Raw genomic sequence first — 25,427 nt, forward strand, 5'->3', positions numbered from 1 at the left:
CCTGTCGCACACTTACCCGATGGCGACGACGTCCAGCGTGCCGTCGAGGAAGCCCCGCTTGCACGCCTGGCGCTGCAGTTTGCCGCTGCTCGTCTTGGTAATCGAGCGCGGCGTTATCACACACACTTTGTGCACGCGCAAGTCGTGGTCGCGCGCGACAGCCTTTCGCACGGCGGCGAACACCGGCGCGGCGCCCTCGGCGTCCACAATGCCGCCAGCCTCCGCGACAACGACGACGTTTTCGGCGCCATTTTCGTCCACCGGGAACGAAATGACACAACCGGGACGAATCGCCGCGTGCGCTTTTTCGACGGTCTCCTCGATGTCCTGCGGGTAGTGGTTCGCACCATCCACAATAATGACGTCCTTAATTCGGCCGGTAACGTAAACGTTGCCATTGTGGATGAAGCCAAGATCGCCCGTGCGCAGGAACGGTCCTTCACTCGTATCGGAAAGGCGCGCGTTGAACACGCGTTCGGTTTCACGTTCGTTGTTATAGTAGCCCTTCGCGACGGTAGGCCCACTGACCCAAATTTCGCCGACGGTACCGGGCTTGCACTGAATCCCGGTCTCCGAATCAACGATAATCGTGCGCGTCTGCAGGTGCGACGCGCCGCTGGAAACCAACGTCCGCGATCCGGGCGCGCCGCGCTCCATGACTACGACACGGTGCTTGATCAACTCGGCTGAGGAAACGGTCAGCACATCGGTCTCGAGGTCCGGCCGCGTTCCGCTGACTTTCAGCGTCGCCTCGGCAAGACCGTAGCCGGATTTGAAGATGCTCCACGAGACGCCGCATTCCCGGAAAGCCTCGACGAACCGTTCCAGCGTTTCGATGCGGATCGGTTCCGAACCGTTCGCGGCCGCCACCCAGCATGACAGATCGAGCGACGCCTTCTGCTCCGGCGTGACCTTTCGCGCGCACAAGTCGTACGCGAAGTTGGGCCCCACGCTCCACGTTGCGCGGTATTTCGATATCGCCTGCAGCCACCGCGCGGGATGCTGAAGGAAATCGAGCGGCGACATGACATAGCAGGGCAGCTTGCGGTAGATCGGAAGCAACAACCCAAAGATCAGACCCATGTCGTGGTACGCAGGCAGCCAGGTGACTTGGCTCGCTTCCGGTTGTTCGGAGTGCCAGTAGTAGGACATGTCCCACAGGTTGTAGAGCAAGTTTCCGTGCGTGACCATGACGCCCTTCGGGTCCGACGTCGAGCCTGAAGTGTACTGAAGAAACGCCACCGCATCAGTGGTCGAGACGGGACCATGCCAATTCGCGGCTTCGGAATCTTGCACGGTATCCACGGCGATCCAATCGAACTTCGCGAAATCCGCATCCTGCTGCGCCATCATTTCGACGAGCGGCAGCACCATCGACGTGGTTAGCGCGACGTGCGTGTTCGCATCGTTTGCAATCACTTTGAGGCGCGGCAAACTGCGATTCAACCGGCTTGGGTCCGGTGGATACACCGGAACGGCAACGACCCCCGCGTAGAGACAGCCGAGAAAAGTCGCGATGTAATCGAGCCCCGGCGGAAAAATCAGTAACGCGCGATCGCCGGGAGAACAATGATTCCGCAAGTGCGCGGCGATTGCGCGCGCACGAATATCGAGTTCCTCGTAGGTCAGTCGCGCGCCTTCGGTCTCACCGTCGTCCAGGTATTGGTAGGCCATACAGGAGGGGTCGCTCTCAGCGCGCGCTCGGACAAACTCGTCGACCGTCTTGGCATGTATGGGAATGCCGGCCGCCAACGCGCGCCGTTCCACATCGTCACTCTGCGCGGCCCATGCGGCGACCGCGGATGATTTCGTCATCGCAGAATTCTCCAGACCCTAATATGGAATCGCCCGGTGCGGAACATGCGCTCGGCAAACCCCACACGCAGACTTTGACCACGCGACAATGAGGGCGGTTGCACGGCGTCCACACGTCCTGTGGGCGCGCCGCTTCGACCCTGCCACCCCTAACCTCGCACCGCGTATGCGGTTACGTAATACGTTGACAACAGCTTACCACGTTCCTCTTAGGAACGCAAAACCCGGATGTGCATGTTCCCGTAATTGACGGGATTCTGGAGCGACTGGAGGTGTGACGTGCGGCTTCCCATTTACCAGATAGACGCATTTACCGGACAGGTATTCGGCGGAAACCCGGCGGCGGTCTGCCCACTGGAGCGGTGGCTTCCCGCAGAGCAAATGCAGGCCATCGCCGCGGAGAACAACCTGGCGGAGACCGCCTACTTCGTCAAGGAAGGCGAGGCATTCAGGCTTCGATGGTTTACTCCGACGGTCGAAGTAGACTTGTGTGGACACGCCACGCTCGCAGCAGCGTATGTGCTTTTCGAGTGCCTTGGCTACTCCGGCGACAGAGTAACGTTTCAATCGCAGAGCGGCCCACTTACCGTTGTTCAACGAGGCGCGTTGCTGGAAATGGATTTCCCCAGCCGGCCGCCGGAACAGTGTGCCGTTCACCCCGAACTCGTCCCCGCGCTGGGTAAGGACCCAGTATCGGTTACTGCGTCGCGCGATTACCTTTGCGTGTTCGAGTCCGCGGAGGAGGTGCTTGCCCTCAACCCGGACTTCACCCGGTTGAAACAGATCGATCGCTTCGCCGTCATCGCCACCGCGCCGGGAACCGATTGCGATTTCGTCTCCCGTTTCTTTGCCCCAGCACAAGGCGTCGACGAAGACCCCGTAACCGGATCGGCGCACTGCACGCTCGTACCGTACTGGTCAAAGCGCCTCGGCAAGCGATCGCTTCATGCGCGGCAAGTTTCCCGCCGGGGCGGCGAACTCTTCTGCGAGGACAGGGATGATCGCGTGGCGATTGCGGGAAACGCAGTCCTGTATATGCGGGGTGAGATTGAGATCGCGTAGGTTGGCTCGCGCGTAGCCCTACCCAGATTATTCGGCTGGACCACACACCGCCGGGATGCCGATATCGGCGACAACCACCCTGCCGAGGTAAGTCCGCGCGTTCGGATTGGTGAAGCCGCACTTTTGAAACTGAAACGTGACCGTTACGTCCGCTCGGATGCAATTGCCACAGACCTCGCCCGTATCGGCGTTTAGGCCGGAGGGTAAATCGACCGCGATCGTGCGCACGCCGGGCCACGCATCGATGGCGGCGCGGATGGGGCCTCTGACCTCACCCTGAGTTCCAGTGCCAAGCAGCGCGTCCACGAGCACCGCGCAGTCGGAGAGTTCGCGAACGGCGTCTGCTGCTTGGTCCTCGGTTTGCGCGACGCGAATCGCCCCCCCGAGGTTTTGGTAAACGCGCAGGTACGCCGCCGCGTCGCCTACGATCACCGCGGGATCGGCTATTAGAACGACCCGCGTTTCGAGGCCGGCCAGGAGCGCAAACCGCGCGACCACGAATCCATCGCCGCCGTTGTTGCCCTTGCCGCAGACCACGCCGACCGGGCCACGTTCAATCTCGCGGAACACCGCGGCGCCCGCGTTATTCATCAGCACTGCACCGGGAATGCCAATCTCTTCTATGCACCTGCGATCAATTTCGCGCATTTCCGCCGCGGTTACATAGCGGACGACTCTTTCGTCCACATTCATTTTGCGACCGGGCGTTCGGCAGTCCGCAGCGACGACGGCATACCAGGGACGTCAATACGGACTTTGGAATCGCGGACTGTTTCGCCGTCAACGTCGTACACCCACAGTTTTCGCACGGGGTGGCAGCCGACAACGATATGTTTGCCGTCTTGTGTGAACGCGACACCTTCGGGTATTGGGCCGGTGGCGAGTATCTGGACTACTTCAAATGTCTTGCCGCGCCGCGCAAGGATGATCAGCTTACCGCCGTCCTCGTGAAACGGCTCGCCCTTCGGAAGGTTGCTGCCGCCAATGAGTACAGCGGCTATCAGCGTGCCGTCCGGGCTGACCTCGAGGGACTCCGGCCCCCCGCCAATCGGGATGTAGTCGGTCGTCCGCGGCGGCTCCTGCGTCAGGTCAACGACGGTAATCGCGTCTGTATCCGGGATTCCCTGGCCCGAACCCGCGGTGACTCCGAGCGTGCCGTCCGGCGTGATAGCGACGCGGTACGGCTTTCCGCAGGTGGACAGCTTTCGCTTGTCCGAGGTCACCATACCCTCGTGGAGGTGAAGCATCGCCAGATATCCGCCATTGCACACACTTGCGAGGGCCAACTTGCCGTCAGGACTAATCGCGACGTCCGCGACGTTGTCCTCCGGTTTACACAACTCGATGGTTTGCCTCAGGGTGACGGTTTTGCCCTCGATACTGAGCAGTGAAACGGTTCCTCCCGCACGATTGGCGACAAGGGCAAAACGGCCATCGCGAGTAATGGACAGGCCGGACGGCTGCTTTCCGCCCTCGATCTCCTGGATGACAGACGGCGGATCCGACTGCAAATCAAGCACATAGATGCGGCTGGCGGGCACGTATTTCGATGTGTCGGCAGGGTCCTGCTGAATCGAGTCCGCGACCAGCGCTATGGATTCGTCCGGCGCGACGGCGACATTTGACGGGGGCCCGATGACGCTGTTGCTGACCCCGGTCACATGACGCACCGAAGGGGGAAAAGACGCGAAATCGAGAATGGAAATCGAGTCGGGCGGCGCGCCGGGAATGAATTTTGGGGTGCCCTTGGTCAGGTCCACCTTGTTTTCGTTTCCGGAGATCATCAACTGACCGTGGGCGCACGTAAGGCACGCCAACGCCGCGAACAGGACCGTCTTCATACACCTCTCCCCTGCGCTGTTTGGACATGGCACGTCGCCAATGCGCGATAATAGCGCATTGACCGCCACTGAAACAGCTTTGGTTCAGGTGGTTTGAAAGACGCTGGCGAACTGGGCGCGAAGGACTACTACTTGCCGCAGGTGGGCACCGGGTCCATTTTCCCGGTGCGTTCGCACAGGCTTACCCATTCCTCATCGGACATGGTGTCGTAGGCATCGGATTCCAGCGCGAGCCAGCACAATTCCTGCTCGCGAAGCATCGCGTTTGCGTCGTGCCCGCTCTTCTCGGGCTGTGAGGGTTGCTTGACCATAGAACCGATACTATAGCAAAAAAGGAAGCGCGGAGCAACGGTCGCGTTGGACGAACAAGTTTCCGTACATTTTCGCACTCGCCTCACTTTCGGGCCTGCCGAACGTGGCGCGTGACTTTCCGTGCCCACTCCTGTATCCTACGCCCGCACTGTAACGATACGACCAAAATACCCGCTCGGACACCACAATATATGACCGAATCCATCCCCCCCCAAGACCCCGAAAGTTCACTCCGTAGCCAATGGAAAGCGCTGGTCGCACGTTACCACCGGCCAAGCCACGGCAGAAGCATCTGGCAACTCGCCAACACCATCGTTCCGTATGCACTGGGCCTTGGCCTTATGTATTGGAGCCTGAACATCTCGTACCTCCTGACGCTCGTCTTGGCCGTACCGACGGCTGGGCTGCTTGTGCGCATTTTCATAATTTCGCACGACTGCGGGCACGGCGCGTACTTCCGGTCGCGCCGCGCAAACGATATCGTGGGCGGTATTACGTCGTTTCTGTGCCTCACCCCCTACCACTATTGGAAGCACGAGCACGCCGTTCACCATGCCTGTGCGGGCAATCTGGATGAGCGAGGCCGGGGCGACATTTGGACGATGACGGTGAAGGAATACGCCGCGGCATCCCGCATCAAGCGGCTCGCATACCGCCTGTACCGCAATCCCATCATTTTGTTTGGAATCGGCGCGTTCTCGGTATTCATGTTCGAGTACCGGGTGCCGCCCAAGAACGGGACCGCCCGCGACAGAAGAAGCGTTTGGCGCACGAACGCGGGCTTGGCCGCCGTCCTCGTGCTGGCGCATTTCACGATCGGCCTGAAGGCGCTGGCGCTGATACACATGCCGGTGCTCTTACTGGCGGCGGGCGCCGGCGCATGGCTGTTCTATGTGCAGCACCAATTCGAGGACGTTTACTGGGCGCGGGACAACGAGTGGGACTACGTCGCGGCGTGCATGCAGGGCAGTTCCTACTACAGGCTGCCGCGCGTGTTGCAGTGGTTTACGGGGAACATCGGCTTTCACCACATCCATCATTTAAGCGCGAAGATTCCAAACTACTTCCTTGAGAAATGCCACAAAGAAAACCCGATTATGCAGCGGGTGCACCAATTGTCGTTGTGGTCGAGCCTGCGGTGCATGCGCTTTCGCCTCTGGGACGAGGAAAAGAGACAACTCATCACCTTCGCACAGTACCGGAGGTATGACCGCGCCGCCTGAAGGCGGGTCCCGCGCCCGGTTCCTACTTGCGGCCCGAAGGTTTGTGGAACGAGAGCGGGGCTTTGCGCGCCGCGGGGATACGCCCCGCTTTAACCGAGGGGCCGTGCGGCTTTTTCAACAACTCGTCGCCGTGGCGGTCGTTTGCCCACGGAACGTTGTGGGCCGGCTTTACAGTGGAATCGCGTGAAGCAAGTTTCGCGGCGGCCTTTGCTAGCATCATGGCAGGTGCCTTTCGTTGAAATCGTTTCCAACGTCGGCGCTGATGGCTACATGCCGAGAGCGTCTACCCGCATTATACCACGCGCGTATGCTTTCGACCTCGTATCTCCTGTAAACTGACCACGTAGCGTGGCCGAGTGGGGCGAGTCAGCAGCCGCGCAGGACCCCCAACAGACCTTTAGATTGCGGTAATGGAATATCAACGAAGCACCTATTTCCCCTTCGGGTTCGCCCTGCGCGGCGACGTGTGGCGCCGCTACAACGTAGGCGAACTTGCCGGTACCGGCGAACAGGACAACAAACCGATCGATACGCGATCGGTGCGGCTCTTCGCGCAGCGCGTCAACGACGACCACGGCGCCCACGCCGAGTCCGCTCCTCCTCTCGGCGCGGGACAACTGCTCACGCTCGGCGTTCTGACGGAAATCCTCCGCTACCTCATCGACTATTATTGCGTCCGGCAAGTCCCGGGCGCGATGCAGTCCGCGTTCGCCTTCACGAAGTCCCGCGAAGGCGGACCCGTCGTGGACGAGCCGCCACCCGTGTTTGTCGAAGAATTCCCTCCGCAACGCGTGCAGTTGGGCAACGTTCGGCCGGCTGAGTTCTTGGCGTCGACGGAAGAGGACCGCCCCGCACGAGAATTGACCGCGCGGGAAATGGTCTTGCTCAGTTTGTCGATGTCGAACCCCGCCATGCGCGCCTTCTTTCCATTGTTTGCCGACGACTCGTTGCGCGCCCGCGCGCCGTATGTGCCGCTCGTGGTGAACATCGAGCAGTTCTTCAACGGTCAGCCCGAGCTCGATCTCCTGGGCGAGCCGCTTTTCGAATGCTTGCGCGCACCCATGCGCGCCGCGCCCGATTCGCTCGAAGGCCAACTCGACTTCATCCGCAAGAAATGGGGCCACATCCTTCCATCGGGCCTCGTCGATCGGCTGTTGAAAATTCAGGACATCCTCGGCGAGGAATACAAGCATCGTGGCGGCTTCGTTCCCGGCGGCATGGTCGAGGTCATGCGCTTTGGCGCGCGTCCGGGCGAAGGCGCGGACGTCTATCCCGAGTTCGAGCGCTTTTCCGCGGACGCGGACTGGATGTCGAACGTCGTCATGATCGCCAAGAGCGCGTACGTGTGGCTCGACCAGTTGTCGAAGAAATACAAGCGGCACATTCACCGGCTCGATCAGATTCCGGAGGAAGAACTCGATCGATTGGCGCGATGGGGTTTCAACGGGTTGTGGTTGATTGGTCTGTGGGAACGCTCCGAAGCGTCGGCGACCATCAAGCGAATCATGGGCAATCCGGACGCAGTGTCGTCGGCGTACTCGCTATTCGATTATGACATCGCGCACGACCTCGGCGGGGAGGAAGCCTACGCGAATTTGCGCGAACGCGCGCGCGCGCGCGGCATTCGACTGGCGAGCGATATGGTGCCGAATCACATGGGCATGTTCTCGCGGTGGGTGATCGAGCATCCGCATTGGTTCATTCAGTTGCCCCACCCGCCATACCCGAATTACTCGTTCAACGGCCCAAACCTGTCGCACGATCCGCGCGTAGGACTGTATATCGAAGACGGATACTGGACGCATCGCGACGCGGCGGTCGTGTTCAAGCGCGTCGACCATCACACCGGCGAAACGCGCTACATCTACCACGGCAACGATGGCACGAGTATGCCGTGGAACGATACGGCGCAACTGAACTATCTGATGCCGGAAGTGCGCGAAGCGGTGATCCAGACGATCCTGCACGTCGCAAGGAAGTTCCCAATCATCCGGTTCGATGCGGCGATGACGCTTGCCAAGAAACATTTTCAGCGCCTGTGGTACCCGAAGCTGGGCGACGCCGGCGCGATTCCGTCACGCGCCGAGCATGGCATGAGCCGCCACGAGTTCGATCGCGCGATGCCGGAGGAATTCTGGCGCGAAGTCGTCGACCGCGTGGCGCGCGAGGTTCCGGATACGCTGCTCCTCGCCGAAGCGTTTTGGCTCATGGAGGGCTACTTCGTCCGCACGCTGGGCATGCACCGCGTGTACAACAGCGCGTTCATGAACATGCTGAAAATGGAGCAAAACGCAAATTACCGCGCGACTGTGCGAAACGTGCTCGAGTTCAGTCCCGAAATTCTCAAACGGTTCGTGAATTTCATGAACAATCCGGACGAACGCACTGCTGTCGAGCAATTTGGCAAGGGCGACAAGTACATCGGGTGCTGCCTGCTGATGATCACGATGCCGGGCCTGCCGATGTTCGGGCACGGCCAAATCGAGGGCTACACCGAAAAATACGGCATGGAATACCGCCGCGCGTACTGGGACGAACACGTGGACGAAGACCTCGTCCGCCGGCACGAACGCGAACTTTTTCCGCTCATGCATAAGCGATACCTATTCAGCGGGGTCGAGCACTTCGCCTTCTATGATTTCCACACGCCGCACGGACACGTGGACGAGAACGTGTTCGCGTACTCGAACCGTGCCGGCGGCGAGCGATCGCTGATCTTTTACAACAACGCCTACAGCACGACAGCGGGATGGATCAAGCAATCGACCGGGCTCAACACCGGCCGGGGCGACGAGGGCCGAATTATCTCGAAGTCGCTCTCCGAATCTCTTGGGCTGCGCCGGGAAGATAATCTTTACTATGCGTTTCGCGATCACCGGGACGGGCTCGAGTACATTCGGCACTCGAAGCAACTCTGCGACGAGGGCATGTTTGTGAACCTGCACGGATATCAATGGCACGCGTTCATCGATTGGCGCGAAATTGTCGATACCGACGGTTCCTGGGGCGACCTCGCGTGGCATCTCGAAGGCCGCGGTGTCGGAGACCTTGGGTACGAGCGACGCGCACGTGAACTCGCCCCTGTGCTGAACTCGTTCAACGCGTACTTCAACGACGGTCAATTGAAATCGTTGTTGGCTACGGCAGCGCCGGATACGGCCGAGACGCAACGCGCCGGCGCAATGCGCCGGCCCTTGGAGGATTTTCTGCGCGAACTCGGCGCGCGAACTCGCATCCACGATGATGCCGGCGAACTGCTCATGCCTTCGGTACATAGCATTCAATATTGGCGCCGCCAGATTGCTGAACACCGGAAACACGCCGGCGCCGGCGAGGAAACGACTGTCGACGTTACGCGCTGGGTCCTCCCGATGGCGTATGCGCTGCTGAAACCCGTAAGTGTTGCGGTCGCGCGCGGCGGCGATTTGCACGACGGCGCAGCCTGGCTTGATTCGTGGCTTGTTTCCCGAAACGTCTTGTCGACCTTGGCCGAAGTATTGGGAGACCAATGGAAAGGCGAGTTGGCCTTCCGCGCATTGCGCGTGGCGCTGCGTTTCGCCGAACATGGACTCCACCGCGTGGACGCGCCGCCGGCGCTGCTGTCGCAATTCCAGCACATGCTCGATGATCCCGATGCGCAACAGTTTCTTATGTTCAACGAGCACGAGGGCGTTGTCTACTTCAATCGTGAACAACTGGAGGATTTGCTTCGCGCATTCGGCGACGTTCGCGCACCCGCGTTCGAGCGGATTCACCATGCCGAAGCCCGGGGTGTCGCGCTGGAAGAGGAACGCGCTGCGCGGCAGGCCCTTCTCGATGCGGCCGCGTTCGGTGGCTATCGCGTTGAGCGGCTGCGGGAGTTCATCGACGAGCAGATTGAAGACGGCGAGGTTTGAAAGATGAAACGACGTGATTTCGTTCGTCGCGTAAGCCTGCTCGGACTTCTTGGCGCACTCGGGCCTCGTCACTCGGCAGGCGCGGCGGAGACGTCCAATGCGGGCAAAAAGCCTCGCCGCTACGTTGACGTTCACACCCACATCACGCAACGGTTTGGCGAGAAGCCGCCCTTGTCGGCAAGCGAACTCGTACGGTGGATGGACTCCGCGGAGATTGAAATCGCATTTGTTCTGCCGCTGGTCAATCCGGAGTCGTGGGACCACTTGATATCCGTCGAGTACGTGCTGCGCGAGACCGAACCGTACCGCGATCGGTTGGTGCCATCGTGCTGCATCGACCCGCGCGCGAACTACCTCAATTCGCTCGAGGCGAAGGTGAAACATCTGAAGCGGTACATCGACGCGGGCGTGAAGGGGTACGGCGAACACAAATGCGGCGTGAACATCGATGATCCACGCAACATCGAAGTGTTCGCGGCGGCGGCAGAGTTGAGGCTGCCCATCCTGTTCCATCTCGACAACGTACGGAATATGGACAGGCCGGGATTGCCGGGCTTGGCAAAAGTGCTCGAAGCCGTGCCGAACGGCATCTTCATCGGCCACGCGAACGGCTGGTGGGCAAGCATCTCCGGCGATGCGACGCAACAGGATTTTGGCGCCTACCCGAACCGCAAGACAACTCCGGGCGGCGCGATAGACGCGTTAATGGATCGATTTCCGAACATATACGGGGACTTGAGCGCGGGCAGCGGATCGAACGCGATCTTGCGCGACGTCGAGTTCGGAAAAGAGTTTCTTGTGAGGCGCGCAGACAGGCTCATGTTCGGGACGGACTATCTGATGCCGGGTCAACACGTGCCGCAATTGAGCATGTATCGGGAGATTGAGCTGCCCGTGGAAGCGCAGGAAAAAATATTCCGGAGAAACGCCGAACGGCTGTTCGGAATCTCACTGAACAATTAGCCGCGAGAGCACCCAACGAGTGCAAAGAAAGTATCGATCATCCAACACGATCGATCACCTCCGTGAGCGACTGAATCGTCGTTCCATCGGAATCACCGGCACCCTTCCGATCGATATGTAGACCCCGAAGGCCCGCGTTTTGAGCAGCGCGCACATCGTCGTCGAGGGAATCACCAATGTGGAGGACTTCGTGCGTGAGCAAGCCAAGGCGTGCGACGGCCTGTAGAAAGATTTCCGGAGACGGCTTGCTCACGCCCGCTTCAGCGGACGTAAGGATGAACTGAAAACGGTTGGCGACTCCCATCGCGTGCATTAATCGCGGGAGGCGCGAGTCCCAATTCGACACGATGGCAATGGGGATGCCGCGGTCGCGCAACGCGTCGAGAGCCGGCATAACGTCACCGTACAGTCGCCAAACCTCGGGTTCTTCAAACCGCAGGTAGAGCGATTCGAAGAAAGTCTCAAAACCATCGCCGAACGAATCCAGACCCACGGCGTCGTCGAATACCCGCTCTACCAGCTTCCGCCACCATTCGCGCTCGATTGCCTCGGACGTGTGGAACGGAGACGTGCCGTCCGCGTAGGGGCGAAGTTCCCGCCACACCTTGCGGAACACGGCGCTAAGCGATTCGGTTGCTGCGCTCACCCCGAAGCGTTCGGCTTCCCGCGCATATATTTCGCCGACGGATGGATACACGTGCAGAAGTGTGCCCGCAGCGTCAAAGAAAACGGCTCGAACCATCGTCCGACTATACCACGGAAGATCGGGAACCGCACCAGGCAATACGTGTGGCCGAATGGGCCTCGTTGACTTCGCCGACGGCTACGCAAGCCATGTTGGCGCTGCGTCCTGTACGGGACGCGACTGCATTCGCCCGTGCGGACAGATTGTTGGGGGGTTAATCCGGCACGCAGCACATACGGTCCGAATGCCAGCTTCTCCGTGATGGAAGAATCGGACATCCCACAGCGTACATGCGGCCGCCTTTTTATCCGTTTAGCTCCTTGATCTTGTCTTCGATTAACTTGCGAATCTCCGCGAGACGCTCCGGGTTCTCCGCTTCGCACCGCATAACGAGAACCGGCGACGTGTTTGACGCGCGCACGAGGCCCCAGCCGTCGTCAAACTCGATGCGCGCGCCGTCGATGGTATTCACGTTCAACTTCAGTTCGTTTTTGAAGTAGTGGGTCGCCGCTTTCACGATGTCGAACTTTTTCGCCTCCGTCGTTTCGATCCGCACCTCGGGCGTGTTGTACATCTTGGGCACGTTTGCAAAATGTTCGGATAACGGTTTCTTGCTCGCGGCGACGATCTCCAGCAGGCGCGCCCCCGCGTAAATCGCGTCGTCGAAGCCGTACCAGCGGTGCTTGAAAAACATGTGCCCGCTCATTTCGCCGGCGAGCTGCGACTTGTGCTTCTTCATCGCCGCCTTGATGAGCGAATGCCCCGTCTTCCACATCACCGGCTTCCCGCCGTGCTTCGCAATGTCCGCGTACAACGTGCGCGAACTTTTCACCTCCCCGATAATCGTCGCCTTCGGTTTCGCCTTCAGCACGGCGCGCGCGAACAGGATCAGCAACTGGTCGCCAAAAATCACATTGCCCGTCTCGTCCACCGCCCCGATTCGGTCGGTGTCGCCGTCGTACGCGATGCCCAGGTCGGCCTTGGCGCTCCGGACCTTCGCGATGAGGTCCTTGAGGTTCTCCGGGACCGTCGGGTCGGGATGATGGTTCGGGAACGTCCCGTCCACGTCGCAATACAGTGGAATGACTTTGCAGCCCAGTTGCTTGTACAACGGCACGCCGACCGGGCCGCCCGTGCCGTTGCCGCCATCTAGCACCACCTTCAGTTTGCGCTTGAGCTTGATATCGCCCGCGACGCGCTTCAGATATTTCGGCACAATGTCCATCCGCGTGATCGTCACCGGGCCGCCCTTGCCCCGCGGAAACTTCCCCGCCTGGGCGATCTTCATCAACTTCTGGATGTCATGACCGTGAATGGTCGACTCTCCGACGGCCACCTTCATTCCGTTGTATTCTTTCGGGTTGTGGCTCGCCGTGATCATCACACCGCCGTCTACCGGCAGTGTGAACAGTCCGAAGTACAACAACCCCGTCGGCACTTCGCCGATATCGATTACGTTGACCCCGCACGACGTAATGCCCTCGATCAGCGCGTTCGCGTACGCTTTCGACGTGACGCGCCCGTCACGCCCCACCACCAGGCATTTCTTCTTCAGCTTGCCCTTCATGAATGCGCAGACCGCCCTGCCAACCGTTTCGTACGTCGTCTCGTCGAGGTCTTTGCCTGCGATGCCGCGAATGTCGTACTCGCGGAAAATATGCGGATGGATTTGCATTGAAAACTCCCTGAAAACGTGCTTTGGACCCCAAACAACGGCGAAAGCGTAGCAAGCATCGCGCGGTTGCCGCAACGTATGCGGCATCCCAAGAAACGCGCGCGGCGCGAGAGCGATACTGACCTCTCGCGCCGCGCGGGTCTATTGCGACGGCAAACGTGTTGCCAGGTTAGGTCAGGTTGTAGCCCGCCTCGTTGTGACCCGTCGTATCGAGACCTTCGGTCTCCGCCGCCTCGTCCACGCGCAGACCAACAATGAGATCAACGACCTTGTACAGGATGGCGGACACGATACCGCAATATAGGATCGTCACAGCGCATGTAATGGCCTGTGTCGTCATCTGCGGCCCAAAGCCCGGGTACGCCGCGTACGTCCCGCCCAACGCCGGGTTCGCGAACACGCCGGTCAGCATCGCGCCGACAAGTCCGCCAACACCGTGGACACCGAACGCATCGAGCGAGTCGTCGTATCCAAGCGCCTTCTTCACACTAGTGGCAGCGATAAAGCACACCACCGAGACTATGACGCCGATTGCGAGCGCGCCAATGGGGCCCGCGGTTCCGGATGCAGGTGTGATTGCGACAAGGCCGGCGACGGCGCCGGTGATTGCGCCCAACGCGCTCGGCTTGCCGTGCTTGATCCATTCAATCACCATCCAGGTAAAGGCCGCCGTTGCCGCGCAGATGTGCGTAACAAGCATCGCCATGCCCGCCGTGCCGTTCGCAGCCACCGCGCTGCCGGCATTGAACCCGAACCACCCAACCCACAGCATGCCGGCGCCGGTCACCGCCATCGTCATGTTGTGCGGCATCATCGGGGTCGTCGGATATCCCCTGCGTTTGCCGACCATAAGCGCGCCCACAAGTGCCGCGATTCCCGCGTTAATGTGAACGACAGTACCACCGGCGAAATCAAGCGCGCCCATGTCGAAGAACCACGCCCCCGCGCCGCCCCACACCATGTGGGCAATCGGGCTATACACGAAGACCGACCACAGGCAGCAGAACAGCAGCACCGCGGAAAACTTCATGCGCTCGGCGAAAGCGCCGATGATCAGTGCGGGCGTAATGATTGCAAACGTGCTCTGGAACGCGATGAACACGGTCTCCGGAATGGTGAGCGTCAAGGAATCGACCCCCACACCCTTCAAGAAAAGCTTGCCGAAGCCGCCAACATACTTGTTCATCGAGCCTGTCGTATCGAATGCGATCGAGTACCCAACGATCACCCAAAGCACCGTGATTGCAGCCGTAATCGCGAAACACTGCATCAGGATCGACAACACGTTCTTCGACCGCACCAGGCCGCCGTAGAACAGCGACAGCCCCGGAATCGTCATGAACAACACCAGCGCCATCGAGGTCAACATCCACGCCGTGTCACCGCTATTCAGTTCCGGCGCCGGTGCCGGTGCGGCCGCCTCTTCCGTAGCCACCTCGTCTGCCGGAGCCGCATCCGTGGCGGCGGCGTCCGCTGGCGGGTCCTGCGCAAGCGCGGGCAACGCCACAAAGGTCATCATCATCAGAAGGACCGCGACGAGCAGGCCCCCCGTTAATGTCGTCCCCAGTTTCAACCCAAACAATCGCATTTCGTGTCTCCTTAAACATGCCCGCTGATCGCGCCACCCGCGTTCAGGGCTCCCGTTACCGGCGGCACCGCGTCACCACCCGGGACCGCCGCCTTTCGTTCAGTTCCTACGCACCCGACAGGACCTAGCTCACGACCACGTCGCCCGACTCGCCCGTACGGATTCGCACCGCCTCGTCGATCGTCGACACAAATATCTTTCCGTCGCCAATCTTGCCGGTCGTCGCCGCCTTCGCAATCGTGTCCACGACCTGCTTGGCCTTTTCGTCCGGCACCACAATCTCCAACTTCACTTTCGGCAGGAACTCCACGACGTATTCCGCGCCGCGGTACAGTTCCTTATGGCCTTTCTGGCGGCCGAAGCCCTTCACTTCGGTCACCGTCAACCCTTGGACGCCAATCCCTCCAAGGGCCTCCTTCACTTCATCCAGCTTGAACGGTTTGATAATCGCCTCTACCTTTCGCACGGCAAAGCTCTCCACTTCGTAAGTTGCGGGTTTGCCCGAGTATCGTCCCTAGTGGAAACGCCCGGAATGTCGTGCACGACATGTTTGACGCCCGGTACAGCAACGGCTGTGCCAATGTGAAAAATGAGTTAGGCCATCAGGACTCCGCGCCGTTGTCTAAGTTCCTGTATTTAGTAGCCTTTCGAGCTTTGACAAATTCCTCAACGTAAACGTAGATACCGTTGCTCACCATGACGAAACTGTAGCTGCACATCGCAGACCCTACATTCACGTATGATTTTCTATCCCGCACGACTTGTGGCCCTCGCGACCGAACACCCATCTGCGAGCGGAGTCAACCAACGCCAATCCATGTCCATAAAACATGCCTATTGACTTGGACGACTACTTTATGTATTCTTCACCTGTTGAACGTGATATCGATTGTCATGTAACGCGGTGAAGTAGACTGCAACCAGTGATTGCTCTGACGGTGGGAAGAACAGCCAAATCGCCCAGGGGGAACGAAACCCTCAGCGCCCTGCTCGGCTCCGGCGCACGCGCCGAAGTGTTGCGCCTGTTCCTCATCGATCCCATGCGGGACTACTACCAGCGCCAGATCGAAGCGGCCACGGGGCTTCCTATCCGCGCCGTGCAACGCGAACTCGAGCGCCTCGCTAAGATCCGCCTTCTCTACCGGCGCAACGAAGGCAATCGCACCTACTACCAGGTCGATACGCAGTTCCCCCTGTTTCACGATCTGCGCAGCCTCTTTCTCCGCGCCGGCGGGCCGCTCGACCGGGTCCGCGGCGACGCCGCCATCGACCCCACCGTCATCCTGCTGATCCACAGCGAGAAGGAAAACCGGCTGCTGATGGTGTACACGGGCCGTCGCGCGCCCGAGATCGGCGCAACGGAATTGCTGCCAATGGACGCGCTGACGCGCGACGAATTCATGCTCGGACTGGCTGGTGAAGACCCCCGCATCGACGAGTTTCTGCGCACCGGCGTGGACCTGCTCGGCCGGCGGGAGGACGTCATTTGGCGGCGCATCGAAGCCGCCGGTTACGACGTCCCGAAAGGAAAGGGTGTGGCATAGCATGCGAAGTGCGATTGACATCCAGCGCCTGTGCGAGTCGTGGTGGGAACGTCTTGCCGATTCCACCCGCGACGACCAGCACCGCTTTGCGGAGAAGTTCCTGGCCCTGCTCGGTTGGACCGACCACGACCAGGTCGAACCCGCCGCGGTGCCCGGCCTGCCCAGCACGGCGGCCTACGTCATCCGTCTGAAGTCGCACGCCCCGCTTGTCACCTACTTCACGTTGCCGGGCATGCTCGAACCACCCGCCGCCGTCGTCAAGCGCGGGCTCGACTTCTGCGAAACCACCCGCACCCTCGTGGACACCAACCGCTTCTTCAACGCCGGGTACGCCTTCGTCACCGATTTGTTCCGTTCGTATCTCTACGACGCGCGGACCGACGAACTCCTTCTTTACGCCGACGCGCCCGCGCAGTTTACGCAGGAGTTTGGCGACGTCCTGGGCAAGGACCGCGTCGAGGCGGGTTCGCTCGACGAAGTCCGCCGCCAACCCCGCAGCTACACCGCGCGCCAACTGCGCGAATGGATTCAGCGCTGGTCCGAAACCTTGTGCGTGGACTGGCGCGCGCCCGAGGAAATCGCGTGGCTCGCGCTCGACCGTCTCGTCGCGCTGCGCTACATCTGCGAGCGCGATCTCGCGAAAAAACCCGGCTGGCAGCACGTGCAGGACTTCGAGCGCCTCATGACGCTCGCGATCAACGGCCGTTCCGAGGGCATCGGCCGCCAACTCATCGGTCTATTCACCGACGTGCACCAGGCCTGGGGCGCCGACCTGTTTGCGCCGCAGCCGCCGCTCGAAGCCACCTTCGAACAGGACGGCCTCGCCGGCCCGCTCCTGCGCGAACTGGCCCTGCTCTCGAAGGCGAAGTTCTCGATCCCCACCGTCCTCGAAAGCTTCAACTACGGCGACGCCACGGAAAAGGCGCGCGTCCGCATGATCCCCGAGGTGAACGAGGACCGCCAGATGTACCTCGCGCAGCGCACCGCCGCGAACGTGGACGCGACGCAGATCGAACTCGACGTCGCGGACGAAGGCTATCGCGCGATCGCGCACTGGCTCGACCAACTGATCGACACGTTCGAGCGCCTCCACGTCGAATACGAAACCGCCCCGAACGTCAAACCCGCCGCGAACGAAGACATGGACCTCTTCGGCTGGTCCGAACGCGACTCGCTCGTGCCGCTCGCGTTCACGGACACCGTCCACCACGCCGCGGAGCACTGCGTCACGATCTACTGCTCGTCCCCGCGCCAGTACCGCACCGCGCGATTGATTCTGTATCTGCACCTCGTCGAACGGTTCACCAAGTCCAGCGCGCGCTTCCACGGCTTCCCCAGCTTAGAAACCGTGTTCAAGCGCCGTCCGAACGTACTCGAAACCGATCGCCGCAGAATCTTCCAGCCCCAACGCGAAAGCGAGTGGGAAGTTATCTAATCCCGATGCACACCGGAGTAGCAGTACCGTGCTCGTACTCGTAGTTCTTCGCGTATTCCTCGTCAGCTTTCTCGCCTTGATCGAAGCTCCCGCACGCCCGTAATTCGGGCCGTGGATAGCATCCCGCAAAAGGAGCTCGGCCTTCTATACAATCTCGTGCTCATGCTCATCCTCGTGCTCGTGCTCGTGCTCGTGCTCGTAATCGTAATCGTAATCGATTCAGTTCGAGTGTCGAGCCACGAGTACGATGACGACTCACGAGCACGAGCACGTTTTCCTCGTTATCTCTGCTTTGCTCCTCCCACCACGCGGTTGCACTTCCTCCCCATCAAGATCACAATACCCCCATTCACATCGGGGGGAACACCGGCCATGCGCGCAATTCGTTTCTCGATTCTTCTCGGCTTCGCCGCCGCTGTCTCCGCCGTCGCGGTAGAATCCATCCCGGACAAGACCGTCGTCCTAACCTTCGACGATGCCGTAAAGTCGCACCGCACGTTCGTAGGCCCGCTGCTGAAGGAATACGGGTTCGGCGCGAGCTTCTTCGTGACCGCCCTCTGGATGTCGGACACCGAAAACTTCATGAACTGGCAGGACATCGCCGAACTGCACCAGATGGGCTTCGAGATTGGCAACCACAGTTGGAGTCACTCGAACTTCGGCAACCCGAAATACGCCGCTCAACTCGAAGGCCAAATCTTCCTCGTCGAACAGGAACTCGCGAAGGCCGGCGTCCCCAAGCCCACGAGCTTCGCGTGGTGCGGCAACACGTTCTCGCCCGAAGGCGTTGACGTGCTGAAGAAATGCGGCTACACGCTCGCCCGGCGCGGCATGCAACCCGAGATCCCCTACGGCCAGATCAAGCCCGGCCCGATGTATGCACCCGCGAACTACGACCCGCTGCTCATCCCGTCCGCGGGCGACGCGTATCCAAGCTGGACGCTCGACGACTTCAAGCGCGTCGTCGACCGCGCGAAAGACGGCACAATCGCCGTTGTCCAGTTCCACGGCGTGCCCGACATCGCGCACCCCTGGGTCCACACCCCGCCCGAACGGTTCCGCGAATACATGGACTACCTCAAGCAAAACGGTTTCAACGTGATTGCGATGCGCGGCCTCGCGCGCTACATCGACCCGGAACAACCGGCGAAAGACGCCATGACCATGGTCCGTTACACCTCCCAGCCCGTCGACCTCCCCGCCGAAGTCCACGCCACCCGCGCGAACCCCGCGTTCTGGTTCAACGTTATGAAAGCGCACAACTACACCGAAGAGGAGCTCGCTTCGGTGTTCGGCTGGCCCGTCAAAACGTTGCAGGCGCGCGCGCCGAAATTCGCGGACGTGCCGCCTGCATGGCCGCCCGCCGGCAAGAAACCCCGCATCGTCGTCCTCCCCTATCCGGGCGGACGCCACCCCCGCATCGGGTTCCTCGACGGCGCGGTCAGCCCGCTGCGCGGCTCGAAAGTCAGCATCTTCGCCCCGTGGCAGGACGGCGATCGGGAATCGACAGGAGCGCGGGCGCCCGGACCTCGGACCGATCCGAACTACGTCGTGCTCGATATTCCCGAGGCCATCTTCAGCAACCTCGGGCTGACGTTCCTTGCGCACACCCACGTGCAAAGCATGTGGGACAAGCAACACCAGCCCATCGAAAACAACGACTGGGAACTGCTTCCCAACGGCGATCTCGAAAACGAATGGACCTTGCCCAACAACATAAAGTTCGGCGCGCGCGTCATGCCCAAGGAGGACGCCGTCGATCTCGAACTCTGGCTCGAGAACGGCTCCGGACAACCGCTAACGGGCCTCCGCACCCAAATCTGCGCCATGCTCAAGGGCATGCCCGGCTTCAACGCACAAACGAAAGACAATAAACGGTTCGACGGAAGCGTCGCGTCTACCAGGATGGACAGCGGGGAACGCGAAATCCTGATCGCGTTCGACCGCTGCGGCCGCGTCTGGGGCAATGAAAAATGCCCCTGCATGCACTCCGACCCTGTCCTACCCGACGCCGCCCCCGGCCAACGCGTCAGCGTCAAGGGACGCCTCTGGTTCCTCGACGCGATCGCGAATCGTGACAAGGAAGTCCGCCGCGCCCAAAGAGAATTCGCCGCGCTCGAACGCCCACCGGTGAAGTAAAGCTCTCGTTCTCAACTGGAAAGTCGGGAACGAGGAGGGTACTGGAAAGTTGAGAACGAGGAGGGAACACAAGGAGGAAAAGCCCCCGCGGCGGCGTTCCCTGTGGCGAGTGCGGGACACACTTATCTATTTATGGACGCCATTGGAGAAAGTGCGCGGGCGCGCGAATGTCGCCGAAAATCCCGCACTTCGCGGGCGGCCACCGGCGCGGCCGAATGCCCCCGGCGCGCGGCGGGATTCAATGGTCCATCCAAAACACGCAGCGAAAATACATTATACATAACCAATTCAAAATGAATATCTTACATATATCACACAACCCAATACGTTCGGGTACTTCCGCGAATCCGCGTACCTGGTCCGGGGGAAGCGGAAAGTCGCTGAAGGATCGTTTTCTGCGAAATCAAAAAAAAGTCTTGCCAACGATCTGAAAAAGGATTAACGTTTTTGTGGGCAAGTTCGGGTACACGCAAGCCGGGGTCGGCAACGTCATGTCGGTTTGCGTGCAGGTGAAGGAGGGCGCGCAGGGCAAAACACACACCGTTCAGTACGCTGAGTGTTCCGTATCATTGCATTTTTCGATTCATGACTACTTGTAATGGGTTCAAAAGGCGATATTGGGGTCGCCGCTCGGTGAAAAAACCGGTGTGCAGACAAAGCACACTTCTCGATGGGGAGAAAGTAGATGAGAGGAAGAGTACGAGGCTTTACGCTGATCGAACTGCTCGTCGTCATCGCGATCATCGCGATTCTCGCGGCAATCCTCCTGCCGGCGCTGGCGCGCGCGCGCGAGGCGGCCCGCCGGGCATCGTGCCAGAACAACCTCAAGCAGTTGGGGATTGTCCACAAGATGTTCGCGAACGAAGCGTCAGAAAATCGTTGGCCGCAGAACGGTATCGACCACACGAATACCGGCTTCAACGCGACCAAGCGCATGAATGCCTACCACATGTGGAAGGACATCATTCCCGAGTACCTGTCGGACATCAAAGTCCTGACCTGCCCGTCGCAGGGTCGCCAGGGCTTGTATGCCGCGACGGAGCTCAACAATGCCCGCAACCTGAACGCGGGTTGCGATCCGTCGATCGTCACGTATGCCACGACGAACAACGAACGCGACAATCCCTGCTTCGGCAAGACAGGCGTGACCGCGGCGGACATCGCCACCTATGGCGTCACCGGTTCGCCGCCGGCGCGCTGGTTCAATGGCTGCGACGTTCTCCCGGATCGCTGCCAGGTGCAGCCGCACACCGACCTGGTGAAGACGGGATACAATGACGTCCGCGCGTACCGTTACTTCGGGTGGGCCATCAATCCCGACTGGATGACGAACCTCGAAGACTACTGGTACGTCGGCATGCTGTACGCGAAGAATAGCTTGAGCGTCGGCGTAGAGGTTACCGGTGGTACCACCGGCACCAACATCACGCCCGCCGTTTGGTCAAACCGCAACAACGACCGCACGTACAACTTGCCGTCCGGTAAGGTGGCATTTGTAGGCCGTCTCCGCGAAGGGCTCGAGCGGTTCTTCATTACCGACATCAATAACCCGGGCGGCAGCGCGGCGGCACAGTCCAACATCCTCGTGATGGCGGACGAGGCCCGCGCGTACAATGGTTCGGGTCAGGTGTTCGGCGGTTTGGACGGCTCTGGCCGCTTCAACCATGTCCCGGGCGGCGTGAACGCCCTGTACATGGATGGTCACGTGGAATGGCTCAAGTATGTCACGCCGGGTGGTCGCACTTGGCACGTCAACGAGTTCGCATACAAGCGTCCGGCTGGCGTTACCGCGACCCCGGACTTTCCGTAGGCCGAGTAGTGCTGACCCGATACCAACGCGTGTAGCGTAGTATGAAGTGTGCGCGGAGCGCCGGAGTACTTCTGTACTCCGGCCTCCGCATGTCTAAGGAGATGCGTCATGAGGGGCTTGATTCTGGGTACTGCCTTTTGCTTTCTATTCGTGGCAATGCTTTCTGGCTGTTCAGGCGGGAGCACACCCCTGCAAGAGGAGCAGCGTGACATTTCAGGGATGGCGCCTATACAGGTCCTTTGTGCCGCCGCTTATGAGGGACAGTTAGACGAAGTGAAGAACCTCCTCGCCGCCGATCCGTCACTCATCAACGCGAAAGGCGAACTCGGCCGCACAGCACTCCATGCTGCGGCCGGCGGCGGGCAATCGGGCATCGTAGACTATCTGTTGTCGCAAGGTGCCGATCCCACGATTACCGACGAAGACGGCAATTCGCCCGCGAGCGCAGCGCTCGAATTCGCCCATACGGGAATAGCCAAGACCCTGCGCGAGGCGGAAGTAAAGGCGCTGGAAGCGGGCGGCGCCGCTGCACCGGCCGCGCCACCCGCACAGTAGGTTTCCCAGCAACCGCGGTATCGCCTTCACGGTACGACGGCGCAGCAAGAGAACGCAGCCGCCGACACCGGCATAGTGCGCTGCATTCTCGTCCCGTCGTTGCATTCGCTGCATTCTCGTTACCAACTTTCCAGTTGGTAACGCGCTCTTGAAAAGCTCCGCTTTGCACTGCGCGCACTCCGGCTGCGGCAACGTGGCAAGACGGAGCGAAGCAGAGCTTCGCAAGAGCGCGTTCCCAACTGGAAAGTTGGGAACGAGTTAAAACTGGAAGGTTGGGAACGAGTTAAAAAGTCGGGAACGAGGAATCAACGAAAGTTGGGAACGAGTTAACGAGGAGATCGAAAGGTTGGGAGCGAGGAATCAACGAGGGCATCGAGTTAACTGAGGGGACCATCATGCTGGTGCGAAGTGTGTACGGTGTAGTTTTGGGCCTGTTGGTGGTGGTTTTCGCGGCCGGGGCGCAGCCGTTTGAACTCACGAAGGCCGTCGTCGTGCGCGGGAGCGACGATCCCGTTGTCGCGAAGAGCGCAACGATGCTCGTCGAGGAGATCGCGCGGATCAGCGGCGTCACGCTAATCGAGAAGCCGGGCAAACCGGACGGTTCCGCGATCGTCGTCGTCCTTGAAAAGGACCTGGCAGGCGTATCCGGCAAACTCCCCAGCGGTCTCACCGTGCCCGCCAAAGCCGAGGGCTACGCGCTGTGGACCGCCGGCGATCAGGTTTGGATCGTCGGCCATGACCCGCGCGGGGCGCTCTTCGGCGTCGGCCATCTGTTGCGCAAGCTCGAACTGCGCGACGGCTCCGTCACGCTTCCCGCACCGCTAAAGGTATCCACCGCGCCCGTCGATCGCATCCGCGGCCATCAACTGGGCTACCGCAACGCGAACAACACGTGGGACGCGTGGGACGAGAAGCAGTTCGATCAATACATCCGCGACCTCATCGTTTTCGGTATGAACGCGGTCGAGCTTATCCCCGATTTCGACGAAACGCCGAAGGAGAGTCCGGTCATGAAGATGACCGCGACGGAAATGAACGAGAAGCTGTGCCACATTATCCATTCCTACGGAATCGACGTCTGGGCGTGGCACGCGCTGAAGGGGGACGTCGCCGACGCGGCCCTCGCGGAGACGGAACTGGCGCGCAGCCGCGAGGTGTTCAAGCAGTTGCCCGTGCTCGATGCGCTGTTCATTCCCGGCGGCGATCCGGGCGATACGCTGCCCAAACACCTGATGCCGTTCCTCGAGAAGCTGGTCGCCATCCTGCACGAGGTGCACCCGAAGTGCGAGTTCTGGCTTTCGACGCAGGGCTTCGAGGACGAGGACAGCGAGTTCTTCTTCAACTATCTCGCGACCCAAAAGCCAAAATGGTTCACGGGGGTCATCTTCGGTCCCTGGGCCAAGATGAACTTGAAAGAGATTCGCGAACGCACGCCGAAGGAGTACCGCGTGCGCTCGTATCCGGACATCACGCACACCGTGCGCTGCCAGTATCCCGTGCCGCGTTGGGACCGCGCGTTCGCGCACACGCTGGGCCGCGAACCCGCAAACCCGCGGCCCTTCGCGCAGACCCACATCCACAACGGCGAACTCGACGACAGCGAAGGGTTTGTCACCTACTCCGACGGCGTGAACGACGACGTGAACAAAGTCATCTGGACTTCCGTGGGCTGGGACCCGAAGGCCGATATCACCGAAGTGCTCGAGGACTATGGCCGCTATTTCATCGGCGCGGATTTCGCCGAGCAAACCGCCAAGGGTCTTATCGGCCAGGAAGACAATTGGAAGGGCGCGCTGGCGGAGAATGCGTCCGTGGATAAGACCCTCGCGCTGTGGCAGGACGTCGAGAAACGTTCGACCGAAAAGGCGCTGAAAGAAAACTGGCGCCTGCAGCAGTGCCTCATCCGCGCGTATTACGACGCGTACCAGAAGGCGCGGCTCGTCGTGGAAACGGACGCGGAGAAGAAGGCCTACTCGGAACTCGCGAAAGCGCCGCAGGTGGGCGCGGACAAGGCAATGCAGGCGGCGATCGCGGCGTTGGCCGCGCCGGACAAATCGCCCGCCACGCCGGAACTGAAGCAACGCGTCGAAAAACTCGGCGACGAACTGTTCCACAGCATCGGCATGCAGTTGCACGTCGAGAAGTACAAGGCCAGCGGCGCCGAGCGCGGCGCGATTCTCGAAGGGTTGGACCGCCCCCTGAACGACCGTTACTGGTTGCAGGGCCACTTCCTCGAAATTTTCCACGAAAAAGACGAGAAGGTGAAGTTAGATCGAATCAGCAAGGTGATCAATTGGGAGACGCCCGCACCCGGCGCGCTGTACGACGATCTCGGCAACGGGCGCAAGGAACCGCATCTCGTAATCGCGAACAAGTGGGAAGACGATCCCGGATACGTCTTCACCGCGCAGGACGAGTTCCAGCGCGATCCGCGCGTGCCGCAGGACCCCGGCCAACTCGAACCGAAGGCCGACGCGCCGCCCGCGGGCACGATTCCCCCGCGTCTGTCGTGGCTGGATCAGGCGCAGACCCTCTTCCGCGCAGACCTGCAAATGAAGTACGAGAAGCTAGACCCGTCGAAGACGTACACGCTGCGCGCCGTCTACACCGGCCGCTTCCGCGCCACGATGACGTGCACCGCGGACGACAAGTATGAAGTACACGGACCGGTCAAGTTCAGCGACCCGCCCGAGGTGGTCGAATTCCCAATCCCCGCCGAGGCAACCAAGGACGGCACGCTCGAACTGCGCTGGAAGAAGGTAGAAGGGCGCGGCCCGCAAGTCGCGGAGGTGTGGTTGATACCGAATTAGAGCGGTTCAAGAATGTATGCAGATACAGGCGCGCGAATTACTCATAGCGTGCTCGTGAGTCGTCATCATAGTCG

The 25,427-nt window shown here is 60.6% G+C and carries 18 protein-coding genes and 1 pseudogene; 10 read left to right on the plus strand and 9 right to left on the minus strand.

The window, feature by feature from the left end; all coding sequences use genetic code 11:
- Positions 1–12 precede the first annotated feature (12 nt).
- Positions 13–1,815 carry a fatty acyl-AMP ligase gene (locus HUU46_00315; protein NUM52063.1) on the minus strand — a complete coding sequence of 601 codons (1,803 nt, stop codon included), beginning with the start codon at positions 1,813–1,815 and terminating at the stop codon, positions 13–15.
- Between the two features lie 279 nt (positions 1,816–2,094).
- Here HUU46_00315 and HUU46_00320 point away from each other — a divergent pair, with 279 nt between their 5' ends.
- A complete protein-coding gene (locus HUU46_00320) occupies positions 2,095–2,877 on the plus strand; it encodes a PhzF family phenazine biosynthesis protein (protein NUM52064.1) in 783 nt (260 codons plus the stop codon).
- Positions 2,878–2,904: 27 nt separating this feature from the next.
- On the opposite strand, the gene HUU46_00325 is transcribed toward HUU46_00320, so the two are convergent.
- From HUU46_00325 to HUU46_00335, 3 genes are all read right to left on the minus strand, one after another.
- Complete coding sequence (locus HUU46_00325) at positions 2,905–3,564, minus strand: NAD(P)H-hydrate epimerase (GenBank protein ID NUM52065.1); 660 nt, start codon at positions 3,562–3,564, stop codon at positions 2,905–2,907.
- A gap of 2 nt (positions 3,565–3,566) precedes the next feature.
- Entirely contained in the window at positions 3,567–4,718 is a 1,152-nt protein-coding gene (locus HUU46_00330) for a YncE family protein (protein NUM52066.1), read from the minus strand.
- Positions 4,719–4,846: 128 nt separating this feature from the next.
- The gene (locus tag HUU46_00335) at positions 4,847–5,029 is read right to left on the minus strand and encodes a hypothetical protein (protein NUM52067.1); all 183 of its coding nucleotides are present in this window, start codon (positions 5,027–5,029) and stop codon (positions 4,847–4,849) included.
- 192 nt (positions 5,030–5,221) lie between these two features.
- Here HUU46_00335 and HUU46_00340 point away from each other — a divergent pair, with 192 nt between their 5' ends.
- Entirely contained in the window at positions 5,222–6,253 is a 1,032-nt protein-coding gene (locus HUU46_00340; GenBank protein ID NUM52068.1) for a fatty acid desaturase, read from the plus strand.
- Positions 6,254–6,275: 22 nt separating this feature from the next.
- Here HUU46_00340 and HUU46_00345 read toward each other — a convergent pair whose 3' ends face one another.
- Positions 6,276–6,473 (minus strand): hypothetical protein, encoded by a 198-nt coding sequence (locus HUU46_00345; GenBank protein ID NUM52069.1) that lies wholly within the window; start codon positions 6,471–6,473, stop codon positions 6,276–6,278.
- 190 nt (positions 6,474–6,663) lie between these two features.
- On the opposite strand from HUU46_00345, the gene HUU46_00350 reads away from it, so the two are divergent.
- Positions 6,664–10,149 carry an alpha-amylase gene (locus HUU46_00350; GenBank protein ID NUM52070.1) on the plus strand — a complete coding sequence of 1,162 codons (3,486 nt, stop codon included), beginning with the start codon at positions 6,664–6,666 and terminating at the stop codon, positions 10,147–10,149.
- 3 nt (positions 10,150–10,152) lie between these two features.
- A complete protein-coding gene (locus HUU46_00355; GenBank protein NUM52071.1) occupies positions 10,153–11,112 on the plus strand; it encodes an amidohydrolase family protein in 960 nt (319 codons plus the stop codon).
- 37 nt (positions 11,113–11,149) lie between these two features.
- Here HUU46_00355 and HUU46_00360 read toward each other — a convergent pair whose 3' ends face one another.
- From HUU46_00360 to HUU46_00375, 4 genes are all read right to left on the minus strand, one after another.
- Complete coding sequence (locus tag HUU46_00360; protein NUM52072.1) at positions 11,150–11,854, minus strand: HAD-IA family hydrolase; 705 nt, start codon at positions 11,852–11,854, stop codon at positions 11,150–11,152.
- Positions 11,855–12,101: 247 nt separating this feature from the next.
- A complete protein-coding gene (locus HUU46_00365) occupies positions 12,102–13,466 on the minus strand; it encodes a phosphomannomutase/phosphoglucomutase (protein NUM52073.1) in 1,365 nt (454 codons plus the stop codon).
- Between the two features lie 175 nt (positions 13,467–13,641).
- Positions 13,642–14,988 (minus strand): ammonium transporter, encoded by a 1,347-nt coding sequence (locus HUU46_00370; protein NUM52074.1) that lies wholly within the window; start codon positions 14,986–14,988, stop codon positions 13,642–13,644.
- A gap of 196 nt (positions 14,989–15,184) precedes the next feature.
- Entirely contained in the window at positions 15,185–15,526 is a 342-nt protein-coding gene (locus HUU46_00375; GenBank protein ID NUM52075.1) for a P-II family nitrogen regulator, read from the minus strand.
- A 457-nt stretch (positions 15,527–15,983) separates the two neighbouring features.
- Between HUU46_00375 and HUU46_00380 the strand changes: the two genes are divergently transcribed.
- From HUU46_00380 to HUU46_00405, 6 genes and pseudogenes are all read left to right on the plus strand, one after another.
- Complete coding sequence (locus tag HUU46_00380) at positions 15,984–16,604, plus strand: hypothetical protein (GenBank protein NUM52076.1); 621 nt, start codon at positions 15,984–15,986, stop codon at positions 16,602–16,604.
- A gap of 1 nt (position 16,605) precedes the next feature.
- On the plus strand, positions 16,606–18,039 hold the full coding sequence (locus tag HUU46_00385; GenBank protein NUM52077.1) for a hypothetical protein: 1,434 nt from the start codon (positions 16,606–16,608) through the stop codon (positions 18,037–18,039).
- Positions 18,040–18,411: 372 nt separating this feature from the next.
- Complete coding sequence (locus HUU46_00390; GenBank protein NUM52078.1) at positions 18,412–20,178, plus strand: polysaccharide deacetylase family protein; 1,767 nt, start codon at positions 18,412–18,414, stop codon at positions 20,176–20,178.
- A 685-nt stretch (positions 20,179–20,863) separates the two neighbouring features.
- Positions 20,864–21,187: pseudogene (locus tag HUU46_00395) on the plus strand (DUF1559 domain-containing protein).
- A 909-nt stretch (positions 21,188–22,096) separates the two neighbouring features.
- Positions 22,097–22,543 (plus strand): ankyrin repeat domain-containing protein, encoded by a 447-nt coding sequence (locus HUU46_00400; protein NUM52079.1) that lies wholly within the window; start codon positions 22,097–22,099, stop codon positions 22,541–22,543.
- 395 nt (positions 22,544–22,938) lie between these two features.
- Positions 22,939–25,353, plus strand: a complete 2,415-nt coding sequence (locus HUU46_00405; protein ID NUM52080.1) for a hypothetical protein — start codon at positions 22,939–22,941, stop codon at positions 25,351–25,353.
- The last annotated feature ends 74 nt before the right edge of the window (positions 25,354–25,427 follow it).

The organism is Candidatus Hydrogenedentota bacterium, from assembly GCA_013359265.1.
Classification (GTDB): domain Bacteria; phylum Hydrogenedentota; class Hydrogenedentia; order Hydrogenedentales; family SLHB01; genus JABWCD01.